Raw genomic sequence first — 19,306 nt, 5'->3', positions numbered from 1 at the left:
AATCATCCGCGACTTTGGAAGGCGGAAAATACTAAACGCCACGGAAACTTACTAAGAGAAAATTAGTAAGTTTCTTCCTCCAGGTAGCTTGCTGTAAGTAGCAGAAGGCGACAGTCGGAAGGCAGAATGTATAGTTTATCCTTCCGTCCGACATTTGGCTGTTTGTTAGCCCGATTTTGCTCACTTATGCTTCATCCAGTTCTGCCACCCGATCCACCTCCTATCCTCGAATCTTTACAACCTGTAAATTCCGACTCATCTGCTAGTCATACAAAATTTCTTTCAGGTATAGATACTGGAATACACGAAAAAACAGATAAATCCAAGCAGCCTAAGGTTTTGGCTCAGTTGGCAGTGGCGGGTAACGCTAAGAGCGATCCTTCATTTCCAATTCCGATCAACTCAACTCAGGATGACTTGGTAGTTGCCAAAACTTCCTCTATATCTCATTCACCAGAAACCTTACCACCAGAAAGTTCCCCATCCACTGGTTTTGGAACCGCTGGGCTTTTGGGGCAACCGCAGGTAATTGGTTATCCCACGCTGAAGGTTACAACCTCCAATCGCCAAAATCAAGAAGATACAAAAACAAGTTCGAGTGGCGGCATCCAGCGATCGCAACTTCTTCTCATTTCAGCGCTGCGTAAACGGGAGATGCAAAGAGAAGCCGCTGCATTGCCAATAAAAGTTGCAGTAGAGGCTTCTGAGCAAGATGCAAAAAGTGAACCTTCTCAAAAAGTCGGACAGCGATATCTAACGACAAGCCGCTCCGCGTCTACGCTAGATCCAAACTCTAGTGCTGGAGGAAAACAAACCTTTTTGGAATCTTCTAGCTTTAGCTATAAGGTTTCTCCCAGTCACTTTATTGCCCAATCTCCACCCCGTCTGCAAATTGTCCCAAGTGTCACCAACAGCAACAAGTTAGCCAATTCCAAGGCAGAAATTTTAGTTGAGAAGTTAAGCCAACAAAAACAGCAACGTGATATTACTGCACAACAGTCTCCAAAAAGAGACAATATCTCTGTATCTGCTGCTGATCTTGCACCGAGTTCTCAATCAGTACAAAATTTTATAACATTTAAGTCTCGTAAGCCTACAAACCAACTCTCAGTACCCATTACTGTCGAATTCAAGTCTCAAGCCCAACAACAAAGCCAAGTACCACAGGTAGATAGGACTAATCAGCCGCAAGCTCAACCATCTGGTACAATAACTGCGCCAGCTACCACACGGCCAGCAGGGCCGAGAATTGTAGAAGTGACTTCAGATCGGCAAGAGTATAACGAGAAACAGCGAATTATTACAGCTGTTGGTAATGTAGTTGTGCGATTTGATGGGGCGGTGGTGGATGCCGATCGCTTGCAAGTCAGTTTGGACAACTTGATCGCTGCGGGGGAAGGTAACGTCACTTTAACACGGGGCGATCAAGTACTGCGAGGACAACGCTTTACCTATAACTTTGTTCAAGATAGTGGGGAACTGGAAAATGGTAGAGGCGAAATTTACGTACCCTCAACCCAAACAGATTTTGCTTTCTTACCCACCGATGTAAGTGCTGGTGGAGTCCCAAAACGTCCGCCAAGCGCTCGCATTAGAGCCAATCAGCCGATTTCCGGTGTCAGCAGCCCTGGAGGAATTGATGTGTCATTTGGTGGTCAGGCAGATGCTAGTAATCTAACGCCACCGAAAACAGGAGGTGTAGTCAATCGGCTTAGGTTTGAAGCTGAACACATTGACTTTTATCCGCAAGGCTGGCAAGCAAGAGATGTCCGCATCACTAACGATCCTTTTTCGCCGCCAGAACTAGAATTACGCGCAGATAAAGTAACTCTGACGCGAGAGACACCTTTAGTAGACCGCATCAGGACGCAGAAGCAGCGTTTGGTATTGGATCAAAGAATCTCCTTACCAATTCCGGTGGATGAGCAGACTATTGACCGCCGCGAGCGGGATGTTTCACCTGCAATAGTCTCCCCTGGCTATGATGGAGATAAGCGGGGTGGTTTGTATATTGAGCGTGGCTTTCCAGTGATCGCTACAGACAATACTACCTGGACAATTACGCCCCAGTTATTAGTACAGAGAGCCGTGCAAGATGGCACTAGTGACTTAAGCTCACTGTTTGCTGTGAAGACCAAGATAAATTCTGTTTTGAGTCCACGGACGGTAGTTCAGGGAACTGGGGAGTTAACTAGTTTTAACTTGGACAACGTGGAAGACAATTTGCGGGTGAATTTGGGATTGCGCCAGACAATAGGCACTTCTCTTCCCCACACATTGAATGTGCAATATAACTATCGCGATCGCCTCTACAACGGTACTTTGGGTTTTCAAACTGTCCAGAGCAGTTTTGGCGGCATTATTACCTCTCCTGTGATTCCTTTAGGAAAAAGTGGTATTAACCTCAGCTATCAGGCAAGTGCCCAGTATATTGATGCCAACACCGATCGCCAAGACTTACTACAACCAGTGCGCGAAAACGATCGCATCTCACTAGGTCGTTTACAAGGTAGCGTTGCCCTCAGTACTGGGATATTGCTATGGCAGGGAAAACCATTACCACCCACTGCCACCGAGGGATTACGATACACAGCTAACCCTGTAGTTCCTTACTTACTAGCGATCGGTGGACTTACAGGCACTAGCAGTTATTACAGCAATGGTGATAATCAAAGCACCTTAACAGGTACAATCGGCTTACAAGGGCAAATTGGTCATTTTTCTCGACCTTTCTTAGACTATACCGCCTTTAATATCAGTTTTTCTCAAGGCTTAAATAACGGATTATCACCTTTTTTGTTTGATCGCTCCGTTGATAATAAAGTTTTAACCGCTGGAATATCACAACAAATCTACGGCCCTTTTCGCTTAGGCTTTCAAACATCTGTGAACTTGGATACTGGTAGAGAATCTAGTACCGACTACATTTTGGAATATAGCCGTCGTACCTATGGCATCACCTTGCGTTACAATCCCGTACTGGAGTTAGGCGGCTTCAGCGTCAGAATTAGCGATTTTAACTGGGGTGGCGGCACTGATCCTTTTTCGGAAGTTAAGCCAGTAGTGAACGGTGTAGAACAGGGTAATTAGTCATTAGTCATTAGTCATTGGTGCTAATTACTAATGACTTCGATTTCCCCCGGCTTCAAGGCAAGGGGATGAGTTAAAACCCTCTAATTTTCTCCGGGAAAAAACTTTAGTGCGTAGTTTACCGCCGTAGGCATCGCAGACCAATACTTAGATAAGCAGAAAGGTAATAAGCTTATAACACATGCCGAATAAAGGTTTTGCCGACACATTTGCCGCAACTTTGCCAAAAGATACAAAAAAGTGTCTCAATTTTTGCCAATATAATAATATTATTTCCCAAAATTCACTTGGCAAAAATCGGCATGAGTGAGAAACCCATAGAAGATAACGGCAAGGCTTTTCTCGTTCTACTTTTGCCCATATCGTTTTTGATTATTTTCCTAGTTGCCACTTGGAGAATTTTACTAGCGCTAATTGTGCTGGCAATTGCCTTCAAGCTTTGGCAGGAATATCAATGGCAACAGTGGACTGTACGAGTTAACCCAATTTTTCATCAATTAGTTCGCGAAAATCAAGGCAGACTTACGCCAATGGACTTGGCAATTAAGGGGAATTTTCCCGGAACAACGGCAAAACGCTACTTGGATGGTAAAGCCTCGGAATTTGGTGCCAGTATAGTGAACTCCGAAGAGTCGGGGCAATCTTATTACTTTATAACTGCCAGTATTCTCGGCAATATTCTTGACAGTAGTGAGCCTGTTAAAGAACTTCCGGCTCAAACGGTTACTAAAACTGCGCGATCGCTTTTAGCACCACCACCAACCCCACAAGAAGAACCAGAAACCGAATCACTCCCACAGCAAACACATAAGGAAGCTCAACGATCGCTAGAAAAACAATTAATTTTTGGCTCTCTCATCCAATCTGAACTTGCTAAACGGCTAAATGTCTATTCCAGCACAGTTTATAAACGGCGAAACGATCCAGAGTTTCCTGAGTGGAGTCGTAGCAAAGACCCTGATGGCATTGCCTGGTCATACTCGGAAAAAACTAAAGAATTCTTTCCACTGGAAGAAGAAGGATAATAATTCAAAAATATGGCGTTGCTGAGTGCGGTATGAAAAATAATTTTGCGTTATTTCAAAATCCTTCTAGAGACGTTGCAATGCAACGTCTCTACATCCAAATTCATCCCTCGATTCAGCAACACCAAAAATATTAATTATTTTTGATTTTTGAATTCTAAACCCACAGCTTGGTTAATGGAATTTAATCCGCTTTGTTCTAGTTTGGAAAGTAAACCAGCTAGAATACGGCGTACCATCAGTGGGCCTTCGTAAATCCAGCCTGTATAAACCTGGATTAAGCTAGCACCAGCAGTAATTTTTTCCCAAGCATCCTCTGAGGAAAAAATACCACCAACACCAATAATCGGGATTTGTCCTTGGGTTTGCTGCCAAATAAAACGAATTACCTCAGTGGAGCGATCGCGCAATGGTTCACCACTAATTCCGCCTGCTTCATCCTGGGGTGATTTGCCTGTTTGGTCAATTACCTGAGTTTTCAGTCCATCACGGCTGATGGTGGTGTTAGTGGCGATAATTCCTGCCAGTTGGTAGGTTTTAGCAAGAGTTATAATGTCAGCGATCGCTTCCCATGATAAATCTGGTGCTATCTTGACAAAAATTGGTTTTTGTGTAGTATTCTCTTGTTGTAATAAATTCAAGATGGCACCGAGCATAGAAGCATCTTGGAGCGATCGTAACCCCGGTGTATTGGGAGAAGAAACATTAACAACAAAATAGTCTCCCAAATCCTTGAGTAAACGAAAACTATCGAGATAATCCTGTGCGGCTGCTTCTAGGAGAGTTACCTTCGATTTACCCAAATTTATCCCTATGGGTATTGAGTGGGTTAACTCCTGTTTTTCCTGTGCTAATCGTGCTGCCATCACTGCTGCACCACCGTTATTAAAGCCCATTCGATTGAGAGCAGCTTTATCTAACGGCAAGCGAAACAAACGAGGACGCGGATTTCCTGGCTGTGCGTGAAAAGTTACAGTTCCTAATTCTGCAAAGCCAAAACCCAGGTTAGACCAAATGCCAGCAGCAACTCCATTCTTGTCAAAGCCGGCTGCTAAACCTACGGGATTTGGGAAATTTAGCCCAAACAAATTTTGTTCTAAACGTGAATCGTACAAGCACAGGGATTTTTGTAAGCGGCGGTTTACCCAACTAGCAGGAGGGCTAATATTCCTTTGCGATAGCCAGCTAAAACTGCGAATCGTCTGCTGGTGTAACCACTCCGCATCGGTTTTTACCACATTGAAGAAAAGCGGACGAATGGCAAATTTATAAATATCCATTAACTGTTATTTTTGGAGCTATTGCAGATCATCTGGTTGAGATTGTCTAATTTTCTCGCGTACTAGTTGCTCAAATTGATCGATTGAAGTGATTTCAATGCCAGGTTCATCTTGTAGTCTCTCAATTGCTCTCTGCTCATTGCGGCAAGATTGATATCAGTCATAAAAGCCTCACTTTCCCGTTTGGCTAAATCAGCACTTCTATCTCCTCGCCAGCCAAGACATAGATTTGGTTGGTTCTCTCATCTAGTCTGACTGCATTAATTGGCAGAAGTACATTACTTAATCTGACGCAAATTAAGAAAAATTCAAAGGTTTGTTTTGCTGTCGGTACTGGTGGGTACATAACCCTCTATTAAGCTGTTCAGGTTCAATATTAAACACTTGTGGCAATATTACTCAGGGTGCTTTTTTGGGCATCTTATATATTACAAGTTATGTTAACCAATAAATCAGATGGGGCAGCCGCAAAAACCTATAGCCGCCGAACAGCAAATCCTTTCTTTGGGGCGCGTCCTCCAGAGCCTCAGAGAAGAAGATGATGTTGACGTTCTGATTGAAACTACTATTTCTTATCTCAAGGAAGAGTTTGACTACAAACTGATTTGGATTGCTCTTTACGATCGCCTGAATCACATATTATTTGGCCAAGGGGGCATCACACCCGATCGCGATCAGAGCTTTTTACGGCAAAGGGTTGTTCTCAGTCCTGGGGATTTATTAGAGCAAGTAGTAATTGAACAGCATCCTTTGGGCGTAGCTGATTTACAAACAGAAATCCGCGCCACCGAATGGCACAAAGTTGCCGAAAAACTCCACATCCAGGGAACGGTCATTTTACCAATTCGCTATAAAGACCGTTGCTTAGGCTTGGTGTTATTGGGTTCAGAACGTTGGGGCTACTTGCTGACAGGAGAAACAAAAGCACGTTTGATGATGGTTTTAGGTGAACTGGGGGCAGTGCTTTATCAAAATGAAATGCATAAGCAGCAAAAGCAAACCACGCGAAGCGACGAGCCATTATTAGAACTGCTAGAAAATTTACGCACCCTCAGCAACCTGAATCAAAGACTTGAAGCAGCAGTACAAGCAACTCATAAATTTGTCTCCCCCAGCCGGACAAATGTTTATTGGTTTGAGCGGGAAGGGCGCTACTTTTGGTGTCGGATGAGCAATCAGCTGGTTAAAATCGATCGCAATTCTAGCACTCAGCAATCAGCAGGAATTACTGTACAGGAGTTGAGCGACTTTTATTATGCTTTGGCAGTTAACCAAATTGTCTCCATTGGTGATGCCCGCAGTTCCTTAAAGAGCCATTTGACGGCAAAATTGCTGCAACGATTGAAGGTGCGATCGCTTTTGGCAGCTCCAATTATTTGGCAAAAGAATTTAGTCGGTTTTCTGGCGGTAGAAAGCAATGAACCTCGCATCTGGACGGACACAGACAGAAATTTCGTCCAGGGTGTTGCTGGTTTAATTTCCCTCGTTGCACCTACTGAAAACATGGAAGGCACGATCAAACAGATTCAAGAAGACGCCCAGCTGACTGGACAAGTTGCCCAAGGTATTTATAGCGACAATGACCTCCAGGAAACTTTACAAAGTTGTGCTAAAAGAGTTTTAGCTCGACTAACTGCCACCCGCTTTTTGCTGTTGCAGTATGACTCTGAGCAAAATAATTATCAATTTATTTATCAAAGCCAGCCCCATAATCGCCGACCGTTGACATTTACCCTCAATACCCTTAAAGAATTAGATGGGCAACTTTTGCAACGTTCAACTCAAGCGGTAGAAATTGAAAACTTAGATGAAGATTTACGCTTTTTTAACTGGCGACCCTCATTGTTAGAAAATGGTGTGCGATCACTACTTATTTGTAAATGCACTCACGGTCAAATACCAGCACCTCTTTTGATCATCACTCAAGAAACTCATCGTTCTTGGACAACTCTGGAAAAAGAATTGCTGTGGGTCGTCAGTCAACAGATTGGAGTAATTGTTCGTCAGTGGCAATTACATAACCGCACCACCCAACAGCAAAAAACTTCCCAGGCTTTTGAGCAATGCTTACGCATCCTGACACAATCTCAGAACAGCATCGAGGTCGAAAAAAAGCATTTAGAACGTGCAGCACTCGAACAAATAGCATCAATTTTGAGTTGTCCTCTAGCGATAATGCTATCCTGGGCACCTGGTCAAAGTTGGGCAGAAATTATCCCTGGAGTGGTTGACAATAGCCATTTTGGGATTTTTTCTGAGGCATCTATTCTGATCCAGTCTGAAGCCTTAATTCAGTGGGCACTTGCTACAGAGAATTACCTGACTTTGAAGGCGAATAATTTACCCCCGGAAACCCGGAAATGGTTGAATGTTCCAGAAAAAAGTCAAATTTTTGTGATGGCATTACGTACAACTGCTGATTATGAAATCACTGGTGTAGTTTTGTTAGTAGACTATCAAGAGCGTCGCTGGTCAGAACAAAACCTCAGTGCAACAGCAACTCTGATTTCTCAATTAGCCTGGTGGCGTCGTGAAAAGCAAATTACTCGACTTTTAGAATCTAAAACAGAAGAATTACGACAACTTAATTGGTACAAACATCGTCGCCTAGAAGAAATTCAAAGAATAACAGCCCACTCCCTGAAGCAAATACATGATTTGGGCATTCCTGCTAATGAACTAACTCAGATGCGCTACCAGCTATTGCTGCGGCAGTTAGACCACACAGCCACCTCTATGAGTGGAATGCTAAAACTTGAGAACTGGCAGCTACATATAAGTTGGGAAACTATGTCCATAGCCAGTTTACTGAAGCGATCGCTCGAACGCATCGACAATTTACTTAAACAACAAAAGCTGTGGATTGGCGTACATGGCTTGGGACAATCAATTGACGAGCAAGAATCGCCCAAAAATTCTTCATTAGTCAGAGGAGTTCCTACCTCCAGCACTCAATCTGCAATGGCGATCGCTGGTGATATTGTCAAAATTGAATTAGTTATCCATGAATTATTGGTTACTGCCTGTAACCGTTCTCAAATCGGCGGCAGAATTGATATTTGGTGTCGCCGTTTAGATGCGTCAAAACCTTCAGATACAAAGCATTCTTCTACAACTGGAGGGGCTGATCGTCAGACATCCCTAGAACTGTCGATCACATATAACGGTGCGATCGAACCACAGTTACTCACGGAACTACATGATAATACACCAAAAGATATACTCGCTCCCTCCAACCTCGATCAACCACCAGCTTTGCATCTAGTCATCTGCCAAAACCTCATACAGGAATTAGGAGGAGAGTTGAATTTTTATCAATTACCAGATAATCGGGTAGTCAGTCGCTTGCTGTTGCCGTTAGCTGGTAATGATTCTTAGTACTTTTTTCAAAAAAAGTGTCTGTAAATAAGCTTGAGTTAAGAAAAAATTAAGTTCTGGAAATTTACTGATTTGCTCAAAATACCTTATTTGTAAAGGTTTCAGATTGCTAGTGCAGATCAGCTAAATTGCGTGATCACACAGACAAACATTATTGAACTAGATTGCTGAGTGCAAACAAGTAACCTCGTGGATTTGCCCTCACAGATAACTTAAACAGCGATCGCTGCCCAAAGGCTTTGATGATCGCTCTTTCCCCACTGCTTAAAGTCCCATCCTTTCAGATAGGTGACTCAGGAATAAGTCCAAGGAGAGATTGACAACACATTTATTCGCCAAAAGTATCCACCCTTCGTAGCAAACTGGTTATAATTATCTTCCATCTCCTTCAGAAATGAAATTCTCATCTACACAGTATTTATATGGGACGTGTTCGTTCTAAATCTGACCTACCCACAAAAATCTGTCCGGTATGTCAACGTCCTTTCACATGGCGTAAAAAGTGGCAAGATTGCTGGGAGGATGTGAAATACTGCTCAGAACGTTGTCGTCGTCGCCGTTCTGAAGCGCAAACTTAAAGGGACTGGGGATAAGGGGTAATGGGGACTGGGAACTGGGGACTGGGAACTGGGGACTAGAGAATGGGGAATGAATTCTTTCCAATACTCAATTCCCGATACTCAATTCCCGATACCCAATCCCTAATAAAACCAACTGCAACACAGACGCAAATAGCGCAAGATATTAATGGAGTTACAGGTGCAACCTAAATTAATTATTCATGGAGGGGCTGGTAGTTCTCTCCACGGTAAAGGAGGATTAGAGGCGGTGCGCCGATCGCTCCATACAGTAATAGAAGAAATCTATTCTCTGCTATTGTCAGGATCGACTGCCTCAGAGGCAGTGGTGCATGGTTGCCAAATGCTTGAAGACAACCCCCGCTTTAATGCTGGTACTGGTTCAGTATTGCAATCTGATGGTCAAATCCGTATGAGTGCTTCCCTGATGGATGGTGCATCAGGGCGCTTTAGTGGTGTGATTAATATCTCACGGGTGAAAAATCCCATTGATTTAGCGCAATTTTTGCAAAGTTCGCCAGACCGAGTGCTATCAGATTTCGGTTCAGCTGAGTTGGCGCGGGAAATGCAAATTCCCAGCTATAACGCTTTAACCGATTTGCGGTTACAAGAGTGGATACAAGAACGCCAAGATAATTTTAAAAGCACAATGGCTAACGTGGTAGCAGAACCCGAACTTTTAGAAACCAGCAATGCCGGACGCGGCACTATCGGTGTGGTAGCTTTAGATACTTATGGTAAGCTATCTGCTGGCACTTCCACTGGTGGTAAGGGCTTTGAACGGATTGGACGGGTAAGTGATTCTGCGATGCCCGCAGGTAATTATGCTACTAGTAATGCTGGTGTAAGTTGTACTGGCATTGGCGAAGATATTATTGATGAGTGTTTAGCCGCACGGATTGTAGTGCGTGTTACTGATGGGATGTCTCTGAAGGATGCTATGCAGCGATCGCTGGGAGAAGCGCACCAGAACAAACGGGATTTAGGAGCGATCGCCTTAGATGCTAGTGGAGCGATCGCTTGGGGTAAAACTAGCGAAATCTTACTCGCCGCCTATCACGATGGCGAAAAAATTGGTGACACCTTGGAATGGAATGATAGTGAATTGATCGGCTATTGTTGAATCAATTCCAGCGCTGAGGCTAAAGTTTCTTGCCAGTCAGCCATTGCAGCTAATTATTGGGTTTTATAACACCCTTACAAGCTCATAGCACCGCTCTTTTCAGTGCTACTTGCTATTGCAGAATATCCATTAATTCTGCCTTATTCAAGTAAAAATCACCGGATTGGCGGCGCTTGTTTATTTTATTGATTTTACGCACCATAATTTTTATATAAACAAACTACTAATTTTCTATCGATTTATCGTAGTATAAACTTCATTATCTGAAAAAAGCTTTTTTTGACGGTTGCCAGCCGTTGAAGGCTATTTATGAGCAATCAGTAGTGCATTACGAGTAAAAACGAGGAAATCCATTAACATGACTGAGAAACTTGCACAAACGCAATATCCTGTTCATGACTTCATCCGTAGTCGCTGGAGTCCTAGAGCCTTTGCCGACCATCCCGTAGAGCAAGATAAGCTTCTATCTCTGCTAGAAGCCGCTCGTTGGGCCCCTTCTTCCTACAATTATCAGCCTTGGAGTTTTATTGTTGCTACCAAAGACGAACCGACGGAATATAACCGTCTACTCAGTACTCTGGTTGAGTTTAATCAAGGGTGGGCGAAAAATGCTCCCATCCTAATCCTGGCTGTTGCTAAAGTCCGCTCTGAAGATGGCAAAGCCAATCGACACGCGTTTCACGATGTTGGTCTAGCATTAGAAAACCTCATTCTTCAAGCAACTTCTTTTGGTTTGTTTGCCCATCAAATAGCCGGATTTAATGCAGACAGCGCCAGGGAACTATACCAAATTCCAGATGACTACGAACCTGCTACGGTTGTCACAGTTGGCTATCCTGGCGATCCAGAGACTCTTTCTGAGGGACTGCGCGAACGGGAACTAGCAGCCCGTATCCGCAAACCTTTAAAGGAATTTGTCTTTACTGGACAGTGGGGAAATAGTTCACCTTTATTGAATAATTAATTAGGTTGTAGAGATGCGAAATTTCCTTGGGAAAACTTCGTGTCTCTACGATTAAAAAATTTATCAAAACAGAATTCAGGAATCAGGAGTCAGAATACCCTTTCAGGGTTTTAGCATCTGTCTGCGACACGCTGCGCGAATGTAGAGAGCATCGCATCTTGATTCTGACTCCTGTTAGCGATAGCGGGGCGTTTAGCCCATTCTGATTTCTGAATTCTTCTTCAAGCAATAGTTTTACTATTTTAGCTCCCTAAAATTATGAATAATAAATTCAGTAGGGGTCAGATTTTTGCTGGGTCGTTGCTTAGTATCTTGTTGCTAAGTGCTTGTTCTACGCCAAAGGCTGAATCTCCAACTACCTCTACTCAAGCAGCGACGAGTAGTGCTGCTAGCGATACCTTACGGCTTCTCTATTGGCAAGCACCAACTATTCTCAATCCCCATTTGGCTCAAGGTAGCAAAGATTTTGAAGCCAGTCGAATCACTTATGAACCCCTAGCCAGCTTTGATAAAGATGGTAAGCTAATTGCTTTTCTAGCAGCAGACATCCCATCTTTAGAGAATGGTGGAGTCGCCAAAGATGGTAAATCAGTAACTTGGAAACTCAAACAAGGAGTCAAATGGTCTGATGGTAAACCTTTCACTGCTGCGGATGTGGTGTTTACTTACCAATTTGTTAGTAATCCAGCAGTGGGTGCAACTACTGCTGCAAATTATCAAGCTATCAAAAGCGTCGAAGCTATTGACGACTACACCGTTAAAATCAATTTCCAAAATCCTAACCCGGCTTGGTCGCTGCCGTTTATTGGTTCCAATGGGCCAATCCTACCTCGTCATATCTTTGAGCCATACAGTGGTAGCAAAGCTAGGGAAGCTCCAGCTAATTTGATTCCTGTTGGTACTGGCCCTTATAAAGTAGTGGACTTTAAACCTGGCGACATTGTTATCTATGAAGCTAATTCCTTTTTCCGAGAACCTAATAAACCTTTCTTTAAGCGAGTAGAACTTAAAGGTGGTGGGGATGCTGTTTCTGCTGCCAGAGCCGTATTGCAGACTGGAGATGTAGATTTTGCTTGGAATCTCCAAGTGGAAGCTCCAATCCTTAAGCAGCTGGAGGCAGCAGGAAAAGGAAGATTAGATATCAGCTTCGGATCTTTTTTGGAGCGGATTGCGATTAATCAGACTGATCCTAACAAGCAAACAAAAGATGGTGAACGTTCTAGCTTAGAGTTCCCCCATCCCTTTTTTAAAGACTTGAAAGTGCGTCAGGCTTTTAATTATACCATTGACCGTGACACTATTAACCAACAGTTATATGGTCAAAGTGGTCGTGCTGTGACAAATATCTTAGTAGCACCAGATATCTATAATTCACCTAATACCAAGTACGAATTTAATCTGAAAAAAGCTGCTGATTTACTCGAGGAAGCTGGATGGAAAGACAGCAATGGAAACGGCATTCGGGATAAAAATGGTGTAGAACTAAAGGTTTTATTTCAGACTTCTGTCAACCCAGTCCGCCAGAAAACACAGGAAATCATTAAACAATCGCTAACCTCTATTGGCGTGGGGGTAGAACTCAAAAGTATCGATTCAAGTATTTTCTTTTCTAGTGACCCAGCTAACCCAGATACTCTTGCTCACTTTAACGCTGATTTACAAATGTTTAGTGGTGGCAATAGTAATCCAGATCCAGGTACTTATCTAAAGGCATGGACTTGTAATGAAATTTCGCAGAAGAAAAATAATTGGTCGAAACCGAATAGTTCTCGTTACTGCAACCCTGAATACGATAAGCTTTGGCAACAGTCTAATACAGAGTTAGACCCACAAAAACGTCGGCAATTATTTATTCAAATGAATGATTTGTTAATTAAAGAGCAAGCTGTAATTCCTCTAATTTCTCGCGCTAATGTTAATGGAGTAAGTAACAGACTCACTGGTATAGATGCAACACCTTGGGATGACCGTACCTGGAATATTAAGGATTGGCGGCTACAGTAAGTGGCTGGGTATTGGGGATTGGGTATTGGGAAAATAGTGTTTTTAATCTTTTTTCCTAGTGGTCTGTCAAATTCATTTTGATGGTTAGAAAGACGCGATAAATCGCCGTCTCTACAGAAAATTTATCTATCAATTTATTGACAGACTATTAATCCCTAGTCCCCAGTCCCCTTTACGATAGTCGAGGATCGAGAGCATCTCGTAAAGCATCACCTATATAGTTGATACTTAGCACAGTAAGAAATATTGCTGTGCCAGGAAAAATAACCATGTGGGGAGCAAATTCTAAAAAGTTTTGCGCTTCATAGAGCATTCGTCCCCAAGTTGGGACATCAGGGGGAAAACCTAGACCAAAAAAGCTCAGGGTTGATTCGGTAACGATCGCAGTACTTACTGAAAGAGTAGCAGCAACTAGTACTGGACTAATCACGTTGGGCAAAATATGAATCCAAATCAATCGACTAGGAGAAGCACCAAGGGCACGTGCTGCTGTGACAAATTCTAACTCCCGCACTGTCAAAAAACCGGCTCGGACTAATCTGGCTACAGACATCCAGTTAAGTCCACCAATTACTATTACTATCAATACAAATATACCTAGTTCTGGGCCTGCGATCGCTTTAATCGCATCCCGAAACAAAAATATTACTAGTAATAATAATGGTAGCCGTGGTAAAGCTAAACACAAATCTGTCAAGCGCATCAAAGCAATATCCAGCCAGCCGCCATAGAAACCAGAGAGTGCGCCGATGAGTGTACCGAGAGTTATGGCTACTGACATCGAAAAAATTCCCACTGCTATCGATATTCGTCCGCCATACAACACCCTTGCTAATATATCTTGACCTAAATCATTAGTACCAAATGGATGCGCCCAGCTGGGAGCAAGAGTAGATTTAGCAAAGTCAATTTTGTTGATAGGAATATTATAAATAAATGGCCCCAACAAAACACTTAACACTATAATCAGCAAGACTACAATACCAAACATCGCCTGACGATTACGACGAAACTTCCGCCATGCTTCTTTTGTAGGCGTTTCTGGCTTGGAAACAAAACTTGTTGATGCTGGAGAAACTGAGAGTTTGGATAGTTCTGAACTTTGATTAGGCGATCGTTTCAACATAAGTATCTAGTTTTTCAGATGTTATATATTTAATTTTTATACAATTTCCAACCAGAGTACTGAATCTAGTTTTTTCTTCATATGTAATTTTTAATTGTTTAGCTAGTTCGTGTATTTGACACGAGGATCTAATAAACTATAAAGAATGTCTGCAACGAGATTAAAAATCACAATTAAAATTGCATATATAAAAGTAATTGCCATAACAACTGGTGTATCATTCTTATAAATAGAGTCAATTAATAGAGCACCAATTCCCGGAACACGAAAAACTTTTTCTGTAACTAAAGCACCTGTAAAAACACTTGGAATATCCAAGGCTACCAATGTAACTACAGGAATTAACGCATTCCGCAAAACATGACGATTGATAACTAAAAATTTGGGTAATCCTTTGGCATAAGCAGTACGCACATAGTCTTGATGGATATTTTCTAAAATCTCTGAACGCACAAAGCGCATCAGCATTGCTGTCTGCCAGAGTCCTAATACGCAAATCGGCATAATTGATTGTTTAACTTGAGCGATAAAACTCTGCCAATCTGTCACTTGTAATGTGCTGTTATAGATAAAAGGCAACCATTTCAATTGGATACTGAAGATAATAATAAATAGTAAGCCTGTAAAAAATGTTGGCAGAGAAAACCCAAAAAAAACTAAAGTAGTCAAAATTGTATCAATCAGAGAATGACGTTTGAGAGCCGAAATTACTCCCAAAGGAATAGCCAGCAGTATGCCAAAAAGGTAGGCAGAACCAACCACCCATAATGTCGTAGGTAAGCGTTGGAGAATTAAACCAATTACCGGACTGCGACTAGTAAAAGAATAGCCCATATCTCCACTAATAAAAGCTGTAACCCATTTGATATAGCGGATATGGAGCGGTTGGTCTAAACCTAAAGATATTTTAATATTTTCCCGAACTTCAGCTGTGATAGAGGGATTGAGCGCAAATTCTCCCATTGGATCGCCGGGTGCTAATGCCAGAATAGTAAATATGACAACACTGATGGCAATTAAGGTGGGAATAGCAATTAGTAGACGATTAATTAAGTATTTATCCATTAGCTATTACAAAATCTGCCTTACTCTTCAAAACGAGACAACAACTGATAAAATCAGGTTTATTGTTCAGTTTAGTAGATCAGAAACTTGCAAGATAGCATCACGGATACAAAAAATTTATCTTTAAAAACAACGGTAGATTAGTAGGATTTAGACAAGAAACAAAATAATTGGTAATTATTCATAGGAATAATAATCATTATGAGGCATTACGGCTCAGTTAAGGGTTATTGGTGTAAATAATTGGTCTAGAGAAGACGCGATAAATCGCCGTCTCTACAAGTGTTTTGGGCTTATCTGAAATTATTATCAGAGGGAAATGACAGGCAAACTAGGGTTGCCTGTCAAAAAACGTTGTATTCTCTCGAAGCTGAAGTAGAAAAAAGAATTGCATTTCTAACTTTTCTTCTTCCAAGCTGGTTTCACTACTTGACGACTACGGGCAATTACCAGAGAATCATCAGGTACATCTTCTGTGACTGTAGAACCAGCCGCAATATAGACATCATCTCCCAAGGTTAGTGGAGCTACTAAAACGCTATTGGCACCAGTTTTTGTGCGATCGCCTATTTTGGTGCGATGTTTTTTCACGCCGTCATAATTGGCAGTAATTGTACCGGCACCAATATTTACGTGATTGCCGACAACGCTATCACCTAGATACGACAAATGTGCTGCATTGGTGCGATCGCCTAATTGCGTATTTTTCAATTCCACAAAATTCCCTACACGGCAACCAGCACCCACCTCCACGTGACCGCGTAAATGAGCATAAGGGCCAATTCGACTTCCCGCCTGCACAGTGCTATCTGTCACCACTGAATACTGCACAGTAACATTTTCGGCTAACTGGCTATTTTCAATGAAACATCCCGGCCCAATATGACTTCCTGTTTTAATTACCGTATTTCCTCGCAGGTGAGTTTGGGGTTCAATAATTACATCAGGCTGTAATTCTACGGTTTCATCAATGGTAATACTTGTGGGGTCGACGAGGGTGACACCAGCCAGCATCCATTTTTCCTTGACTCGTTTTTGCAAAATTTCGGATGCTGTTGCTAGTTGTAGGCGATCGTTGATGCCGAGAATTTCTTGGTAATCTTCCACATCTACTGCCATCACTTTTCCGACTTGAGTCACGGCATCAGTGAGATAGTATTCTTTTTGGGCATTGTTTGCCTGTAGATGGGGAAGCACCTTTGCCAAATCTGGCCAGCGGAAGCAATAAACTCCAGCGTTAATGCGGTTATTTTGTCTTTGAGCAGCAGTACAATCCTTGTGTTCGACCATTTGCTGCACAATATTTTCATCGTTACAAAAAACGCGCCCGTAGCCTGTGGGATCGTGTAGGTGCGAGGTAAGAATGGTGGCAGCATTCTGATTTTGGGCATGAGTTTGTAACATCTGCTTGAGGGTTTCGCTACGTATTAACGGTAAATCACCGTTAAGTATCAGCAAATCTCTGGTATAACCTTCTAAGTGAGGAAGTAATTGCTGGATAGCATGACCTGTCCCCAATTGCACAGTCTGTTCGACAAACTCCAAATTGGGAATTGAATGCATGGCAACTTGCACTTCTTCAGACTGATATCCCACAATCACGATTCGCCGTGAGGGCGCAAGTGGTTCTACACTTTCGAGAACTCTCTCTACTAGCGATCGCCCACCCAAAGGATGTAAAACCTTGGGTAAGCGTGATTTCATCCGTGTGCCGCGTCCTGCCGCTAGAATTGCTACAACTACCATAAATTAGCTATTAGCTATCAGTGAAATTATAATTAATGCTTTTGGTACTTTAAAATATAGGTTCAAATCATACCAGCTAATCATAGAAGAGTAAAATATCAAAGTAGTTAAGACAACTGCTTTGATAAAAGTTGGAGATTATAATACTATTTCGCACTCATTACAGCAGCGACAAATCGTTACTCCCTACCGCGTACTGCCTACTCTTTTCCTTGACAGGAGCGAATAAACTCTACAAACTGCTGCATCAGTTTGGGATTACGCCAACCGGAATCAGTTTCTTGTTGCATGACCGAAAGTGCTTCTACTGAAGGAAAAGATCTTTTATAAGGTCGTTCGCTGGTTAGGGCATCGTAAATATCAATTAACTGAAATACTTGCGCCAGATAGGGGATATCATTCCCCTGGAGTCTATCAGGGTAGCCTGAGCCATCCCAACGTTCGTGGTGATGGCGAATAATGGGAATTACACCCCGCATACTGCGTAATGGCTGGCAAATTTTTTCTCCAATCAAAACGTGCTGCTGCATGATCTGCCAATCTTCAGAGGTGAGTTCGCCTTTTTTCAACAGCACTGCATCGGGAATACCAACTTTACCGATATCGTGGAGATAACTACCCCATCTCAAATCTCTAAGTTGGTAGCGTGACAGGTTGAGATATTCACCAAAAACTTGTCCCAGTTGTACTAAGCGTTCACAATGATTGCCCGTATTTGGATCGCGACTCTCAATAGACATGGCAATAGAAAATAGTACTTGTTCGGCATGGTCTAAATCTTCGTTTAGACGCTTCTGCCGTACTAAGGACTTTACACGCGCCGCTAGTTCCACACGATCAAAGGGTTTGGTGAGAAAATCATCTGCTCCAACTTCAATTCCGCGAATGCGCGATCGCCTGTCATTTAACGCTGTAATAAAAATTACCGGAATTAGCCTAGTTTGCTCATCCTGTTTGAGCAATTGGCACACTTCAAATCCATCCATTCCTGGCATCATCACATCCAGCAAAATCAAATCTGGTTGTTTTTGAGTTACCAATTCCACAACAATGGAACCACTGTCTGCCTCAATGACTTCGTATCCTTCCATCCCCAAGAAAGCAACAGCAGTCATCCGACTGGCGGCATGATCGTCAACTACTAAAACCTTCGGCGGATCTAAGTCAAACCCATTCACCTTAGAACCTTTAGCTTGTAGTGTTCTAGAGACTAATAAACTATCACCACAATTAACATCAGCTTTTATCCAAGAAGACGCTGCTTGACTATTTTCAAATATCAGGTCTTCTTGAGATAAGATTAAAGAACTCTCCACATTTTGCGACCCTACGGCATGATTTGAACCAATACTCTTCACTATGCTAATGGCGTTTAACCCACTAACAATTTGTTCTGTAAAGCCTGTATGGTTGGATTTCCATTGAATCACAAAGGCACTCCAGGTTTTTGCACAAGTTAACAGTGTCAGATTTCAACAACAAACAAATTTAAGATTCGACTATATCTGAGCCAGAGTTTCGATATAGATTATGCTTGATGTCAAGCTGCCTATCTAAGTTTTTCGCAGCATGTATCTTTTATGTTACGAACAAGGTGTATCTTATTGTTACATTTTTTGCTTCTAATTCCAGTATGATGAATCGGCACAAATGTTAAATCAGGTTTTTTACGGAGATTTTTTAACCTAGTTGCGTCATAAAGCTTTATATTTGCCTGTTCTATGCCAGATATCGGGTTTTGAGCTTTAAATTTTTATGGTAATCATTAGGTATATATGTTTTTACTTACTTATTTATAGCAATACTCAAGTACTGTTGAGTCGGATGTGATCTTGAATACTATCATATAATCAAGCTATTTGGCTCGTAAAAACTTGTTACCTAAGTATCTGGAAACGAAATCAGAAATTTTGGCAAAAAAAAGTCT

Annotated in this window: 12 protein-coding genes; 7 read left to right on the top strand and 5 right to left on the bottom strand. The window is 42.2% G+C overall.

What is annotated here, in order from left to right:
* Window positions 1–126: 126 nt before the first annotated feature.
* Both HWQ39_RS02435 and HWQ39_RS02430 read left to right on the top strand, forming a co-directional pair.
* Entirely contained in the window at window positions 127–3,090 is a 2,964-nt protein-coding gene (locus tag HWQ39_RS02435; protein WP_292841050.1) for a DUF3769 domain-containing protein, read from the top strand.
* Between the two features lie 302 nt (window positions 3,091–3,392).
* Complete coding sequence (locus HWQ39_RS02430) at window positions 3,393–4,115, top strand: hypothetical protein (protein WP_292841047.1); 723 nt, start codon at window positions 3,393–3,395, stop codon at window positions 4,113–4,115.
* Window positions 4,116–4,252: 137 nt separating this feature from the next.
* On the opposite strand, the gene HWQ39_RS02425 is transcribed toward HWQ39_RS02430, so the two are convergent.
* Window positions 4,253–5,395, bottom strand: a complete 1,143-nt coding sequence (locus HWQ39_RS02425) for a quinone-dependent dihydroorotate dehydrogenase (RefSeq protein WP_292841044.1) — start codon at window positions 5,393–5,395, stop codon at window positions 4,253–4,255.
* Window positions 5,396–5,851: 456 nt separating this feature from the next.
* On the opposite strand from HWQ39_RS02425, the gene HWQ39_RS02420 reads away from it, so the two are divergent.
* From HWQ39_RS02420 to HWQ39_RS02400, 5 genes are all read left to right on the top strand, one after another.
* On the top strand, window positions 5,852–8,773 hold the full coding sequence (locus tag HWQ39_RS02420; RefSeq protein WP_292841041.1) for a GAF domain-containing protein: 2,922 nt from the start codon (window positions 5,852–5,854) through the stop codon (window positions 8,771–8,773).
* 422 nt (window positions 8,774–9,195) lie between these two features.
* A complete protein-coding gene (locus tag HWQ39_RS02415) occupies window positions 9,196–9,351 on the top strand; it encodes a DUF2256 domain-containing protein (RefSeq protein ID WP_181932485.1) in 156 nt (51 codons plus the stop codon).
* Window positions 9,352–9,520: 169 nt separating this feature from the next.
* Window positions 9,521–10,474: an isoaspartyl peptidase/L-asparaginase gene (locus HWQ39_RS02410; protein WP_292841035.1), complete on the top strand. Its 954-nt coding sequence runs from the start codon at window positions 9,521–9,523 to the stop codon at window positions 10,472–10,474.
* A gap of 358 nt (window positions 10,475–10,832) precedes the next feature.
* Window positions 10,833–11,438, top strand: coding sequence for a nitroreductase family protein (locus HWQ39_RS02405; protein WP_292841032.1), 606 nt, complete (start codon window positions 10,833–10,835; stop codon window positions 11,436–11,438).
* A 258-nt stretch (window positions 11,439–11,696) separates the two neighbouring features.
* Entirely contained in the window at window positions 11,697–13,442 is a 1,746-nt protein-coding gene (locus HWQ39_RS02400; RefSeq protein WP_292841029.1) for a peptide ABC transporter substrate-binding protein, read from the top strand.
* Between the two features lie 172 nt (window positions 13,443–13,614).
* On the opposite strand, the gene HWQ39_RS02395 is transcribed toward HWQ39_RS02400, so the two are convergent.
* The 4 genes from HWQ39_RS02395 to HWQ39_RS02380 all read right to left on the bottom strand — a co-directional run bounded on the left by HWQ39_RS02395 (window position 13,615) and on the right by HWQ39_RS02380 (window position 18,809).
* Entirely contained in the window at window positions 13,615–14,568 is a 954-nt protein-coding gene (locus tag HWQ39_RS02395; RefSeq protein ID WP_292841026.1) for an ABC transporter permease, read from the bottom strand.
* Window positions 14,569–14,670: 102 nt separating this feature from the next.
* On the bottom strand, window positions 14,671–15,633 hold the full coding sequence (locus HWQ39_RS02390; protein WP_292841023.1) for an ABC transporter permease: 963 nt from the start codon (window positions 15,631–15,633) through the stop codon (window positions 14,671–14,673).
* A gap of 396 nt (window positions 15,634–16,029) precedes the next feature.
* On the bottom strand, window positions 16,030–17,379 hold the full coding sequence (glmU, locus tag HWQ39_RS02385) for a bifunctional UDP-N-acetylglucosamine diphosphorylase/glucosamine-1-phosphate N-acetyltransferase GlmU (RefSeq protein ID WP_292841020.1): 1,350 nt from the start codon (window positions 17,377–17,379) through the stop codon (window positions 16,030–16,032).
* A gap of 200 nt (window positions 17,380–17,579) precedes the next feature.
* Entirely contained in the window at window positions 17,580–18,809 is a 1,230-nt protein-coding gene (locus HWQ39_RS02380) for a two-component system response regulator (RefSeq protein WP_292841017.1), read from the bottom strand.
* Window positions 18,810–19,306 lie beyond the last annotated feature (497 nt).

Source organism: Nostoc sp. NMS8, assembly GCF_017115045.1.
Classification (GTDB): Bacteria; Cyanobacteriota; Cyanobacteriia; order Cyanobacteriales; family Nostocaceae; genus Nostoc.
Note: the sequence above shows the minus strand (reverse complement) of the source record. Positions and strands in the feature narration are given on the sequence as shown.

Excerpts from the sequence above, each read along its gene's own strand:
- HWQ39_RS02400 (WP_292841029.1), top strand. The coding sequence starts at position 11,697 with ATGAATAATAAATTCAGTAGGGGTCAGATTTTTGCTGGGTCGTTGCTT.
- HWQ39_RS02425 (WP_292841044.1), bottom strand. The coding sequence starts at position 5,395 with ATGGATATTTATAAATTTGCCATTCGTCCGCTTTTCTTCAATGTGGTA.
- HWQ39_RS02420 (WP_292841041.1), top strand. The coding sequence starts at position 5,852 with ATGGGGCAGCCGCAAAAACCTATAGCCGCCGAACAGCAAATCCTTTCT.
- HWQ39_RS02390 (WP_292841023.1), bottom strand. The coding sequence starts at position 15,633 with ATGGATAAATACTTAATTAATCGTCTACTAATTGCTATTCCCACCTTA.
- HWQ39_RS02395 (WP_292841026.1), bottom strand. The coding sequence starts at position 14,568 with ATGTTGAAACGATCGCCTAATCAAAGTTCAGAACTATCCAAACTCTCA.
- HWQ39_RS02410 (WP_292841035.1), top strand. The coding sequence starts at position 9,521 with ATGGAGTTACAGGTGCAACCTAAATTAATTATTCATGGAGGGGCTGGT.
- HWQ39_RS02405 (WP_292841032.1), top strand. The coding sequence starts at position 10,833 with ATGACTGAGAAACTTGCACAAACGCAATATCCTGTTCATGACTTCATC.
- HWQ39_RS02435 (WP_292841050.1), top strand. The coding sequence starts at position 127 with ATGTATAGTTTATCCTTCCGTCCGACATTTGGCTGTTTGTTAGCCCGA.
- HWQ39_RS02430 (WP_292841047.1), top strand. The coding sequence starts at position 3,393 with ATGAGTGAGAAACCCATAGAAGATAACGGCAAGGCTTTTCTCGTTCTA.
- glmU (WP_292841020.1), bottom strand. The coding sequence starts at position 17,379 with ATGGTAGTTGTAGCAATTCTAGCGGCAGGACGCGGCACACGGATGAAA.
- HWQ39_RS02415 (WP_181932485.1), top strand. The coding sequence starts at position 9,196 with ATGGGACGTGTTCGTTCTAAATCTGACCTACCCACAAAAATCTGTCCG.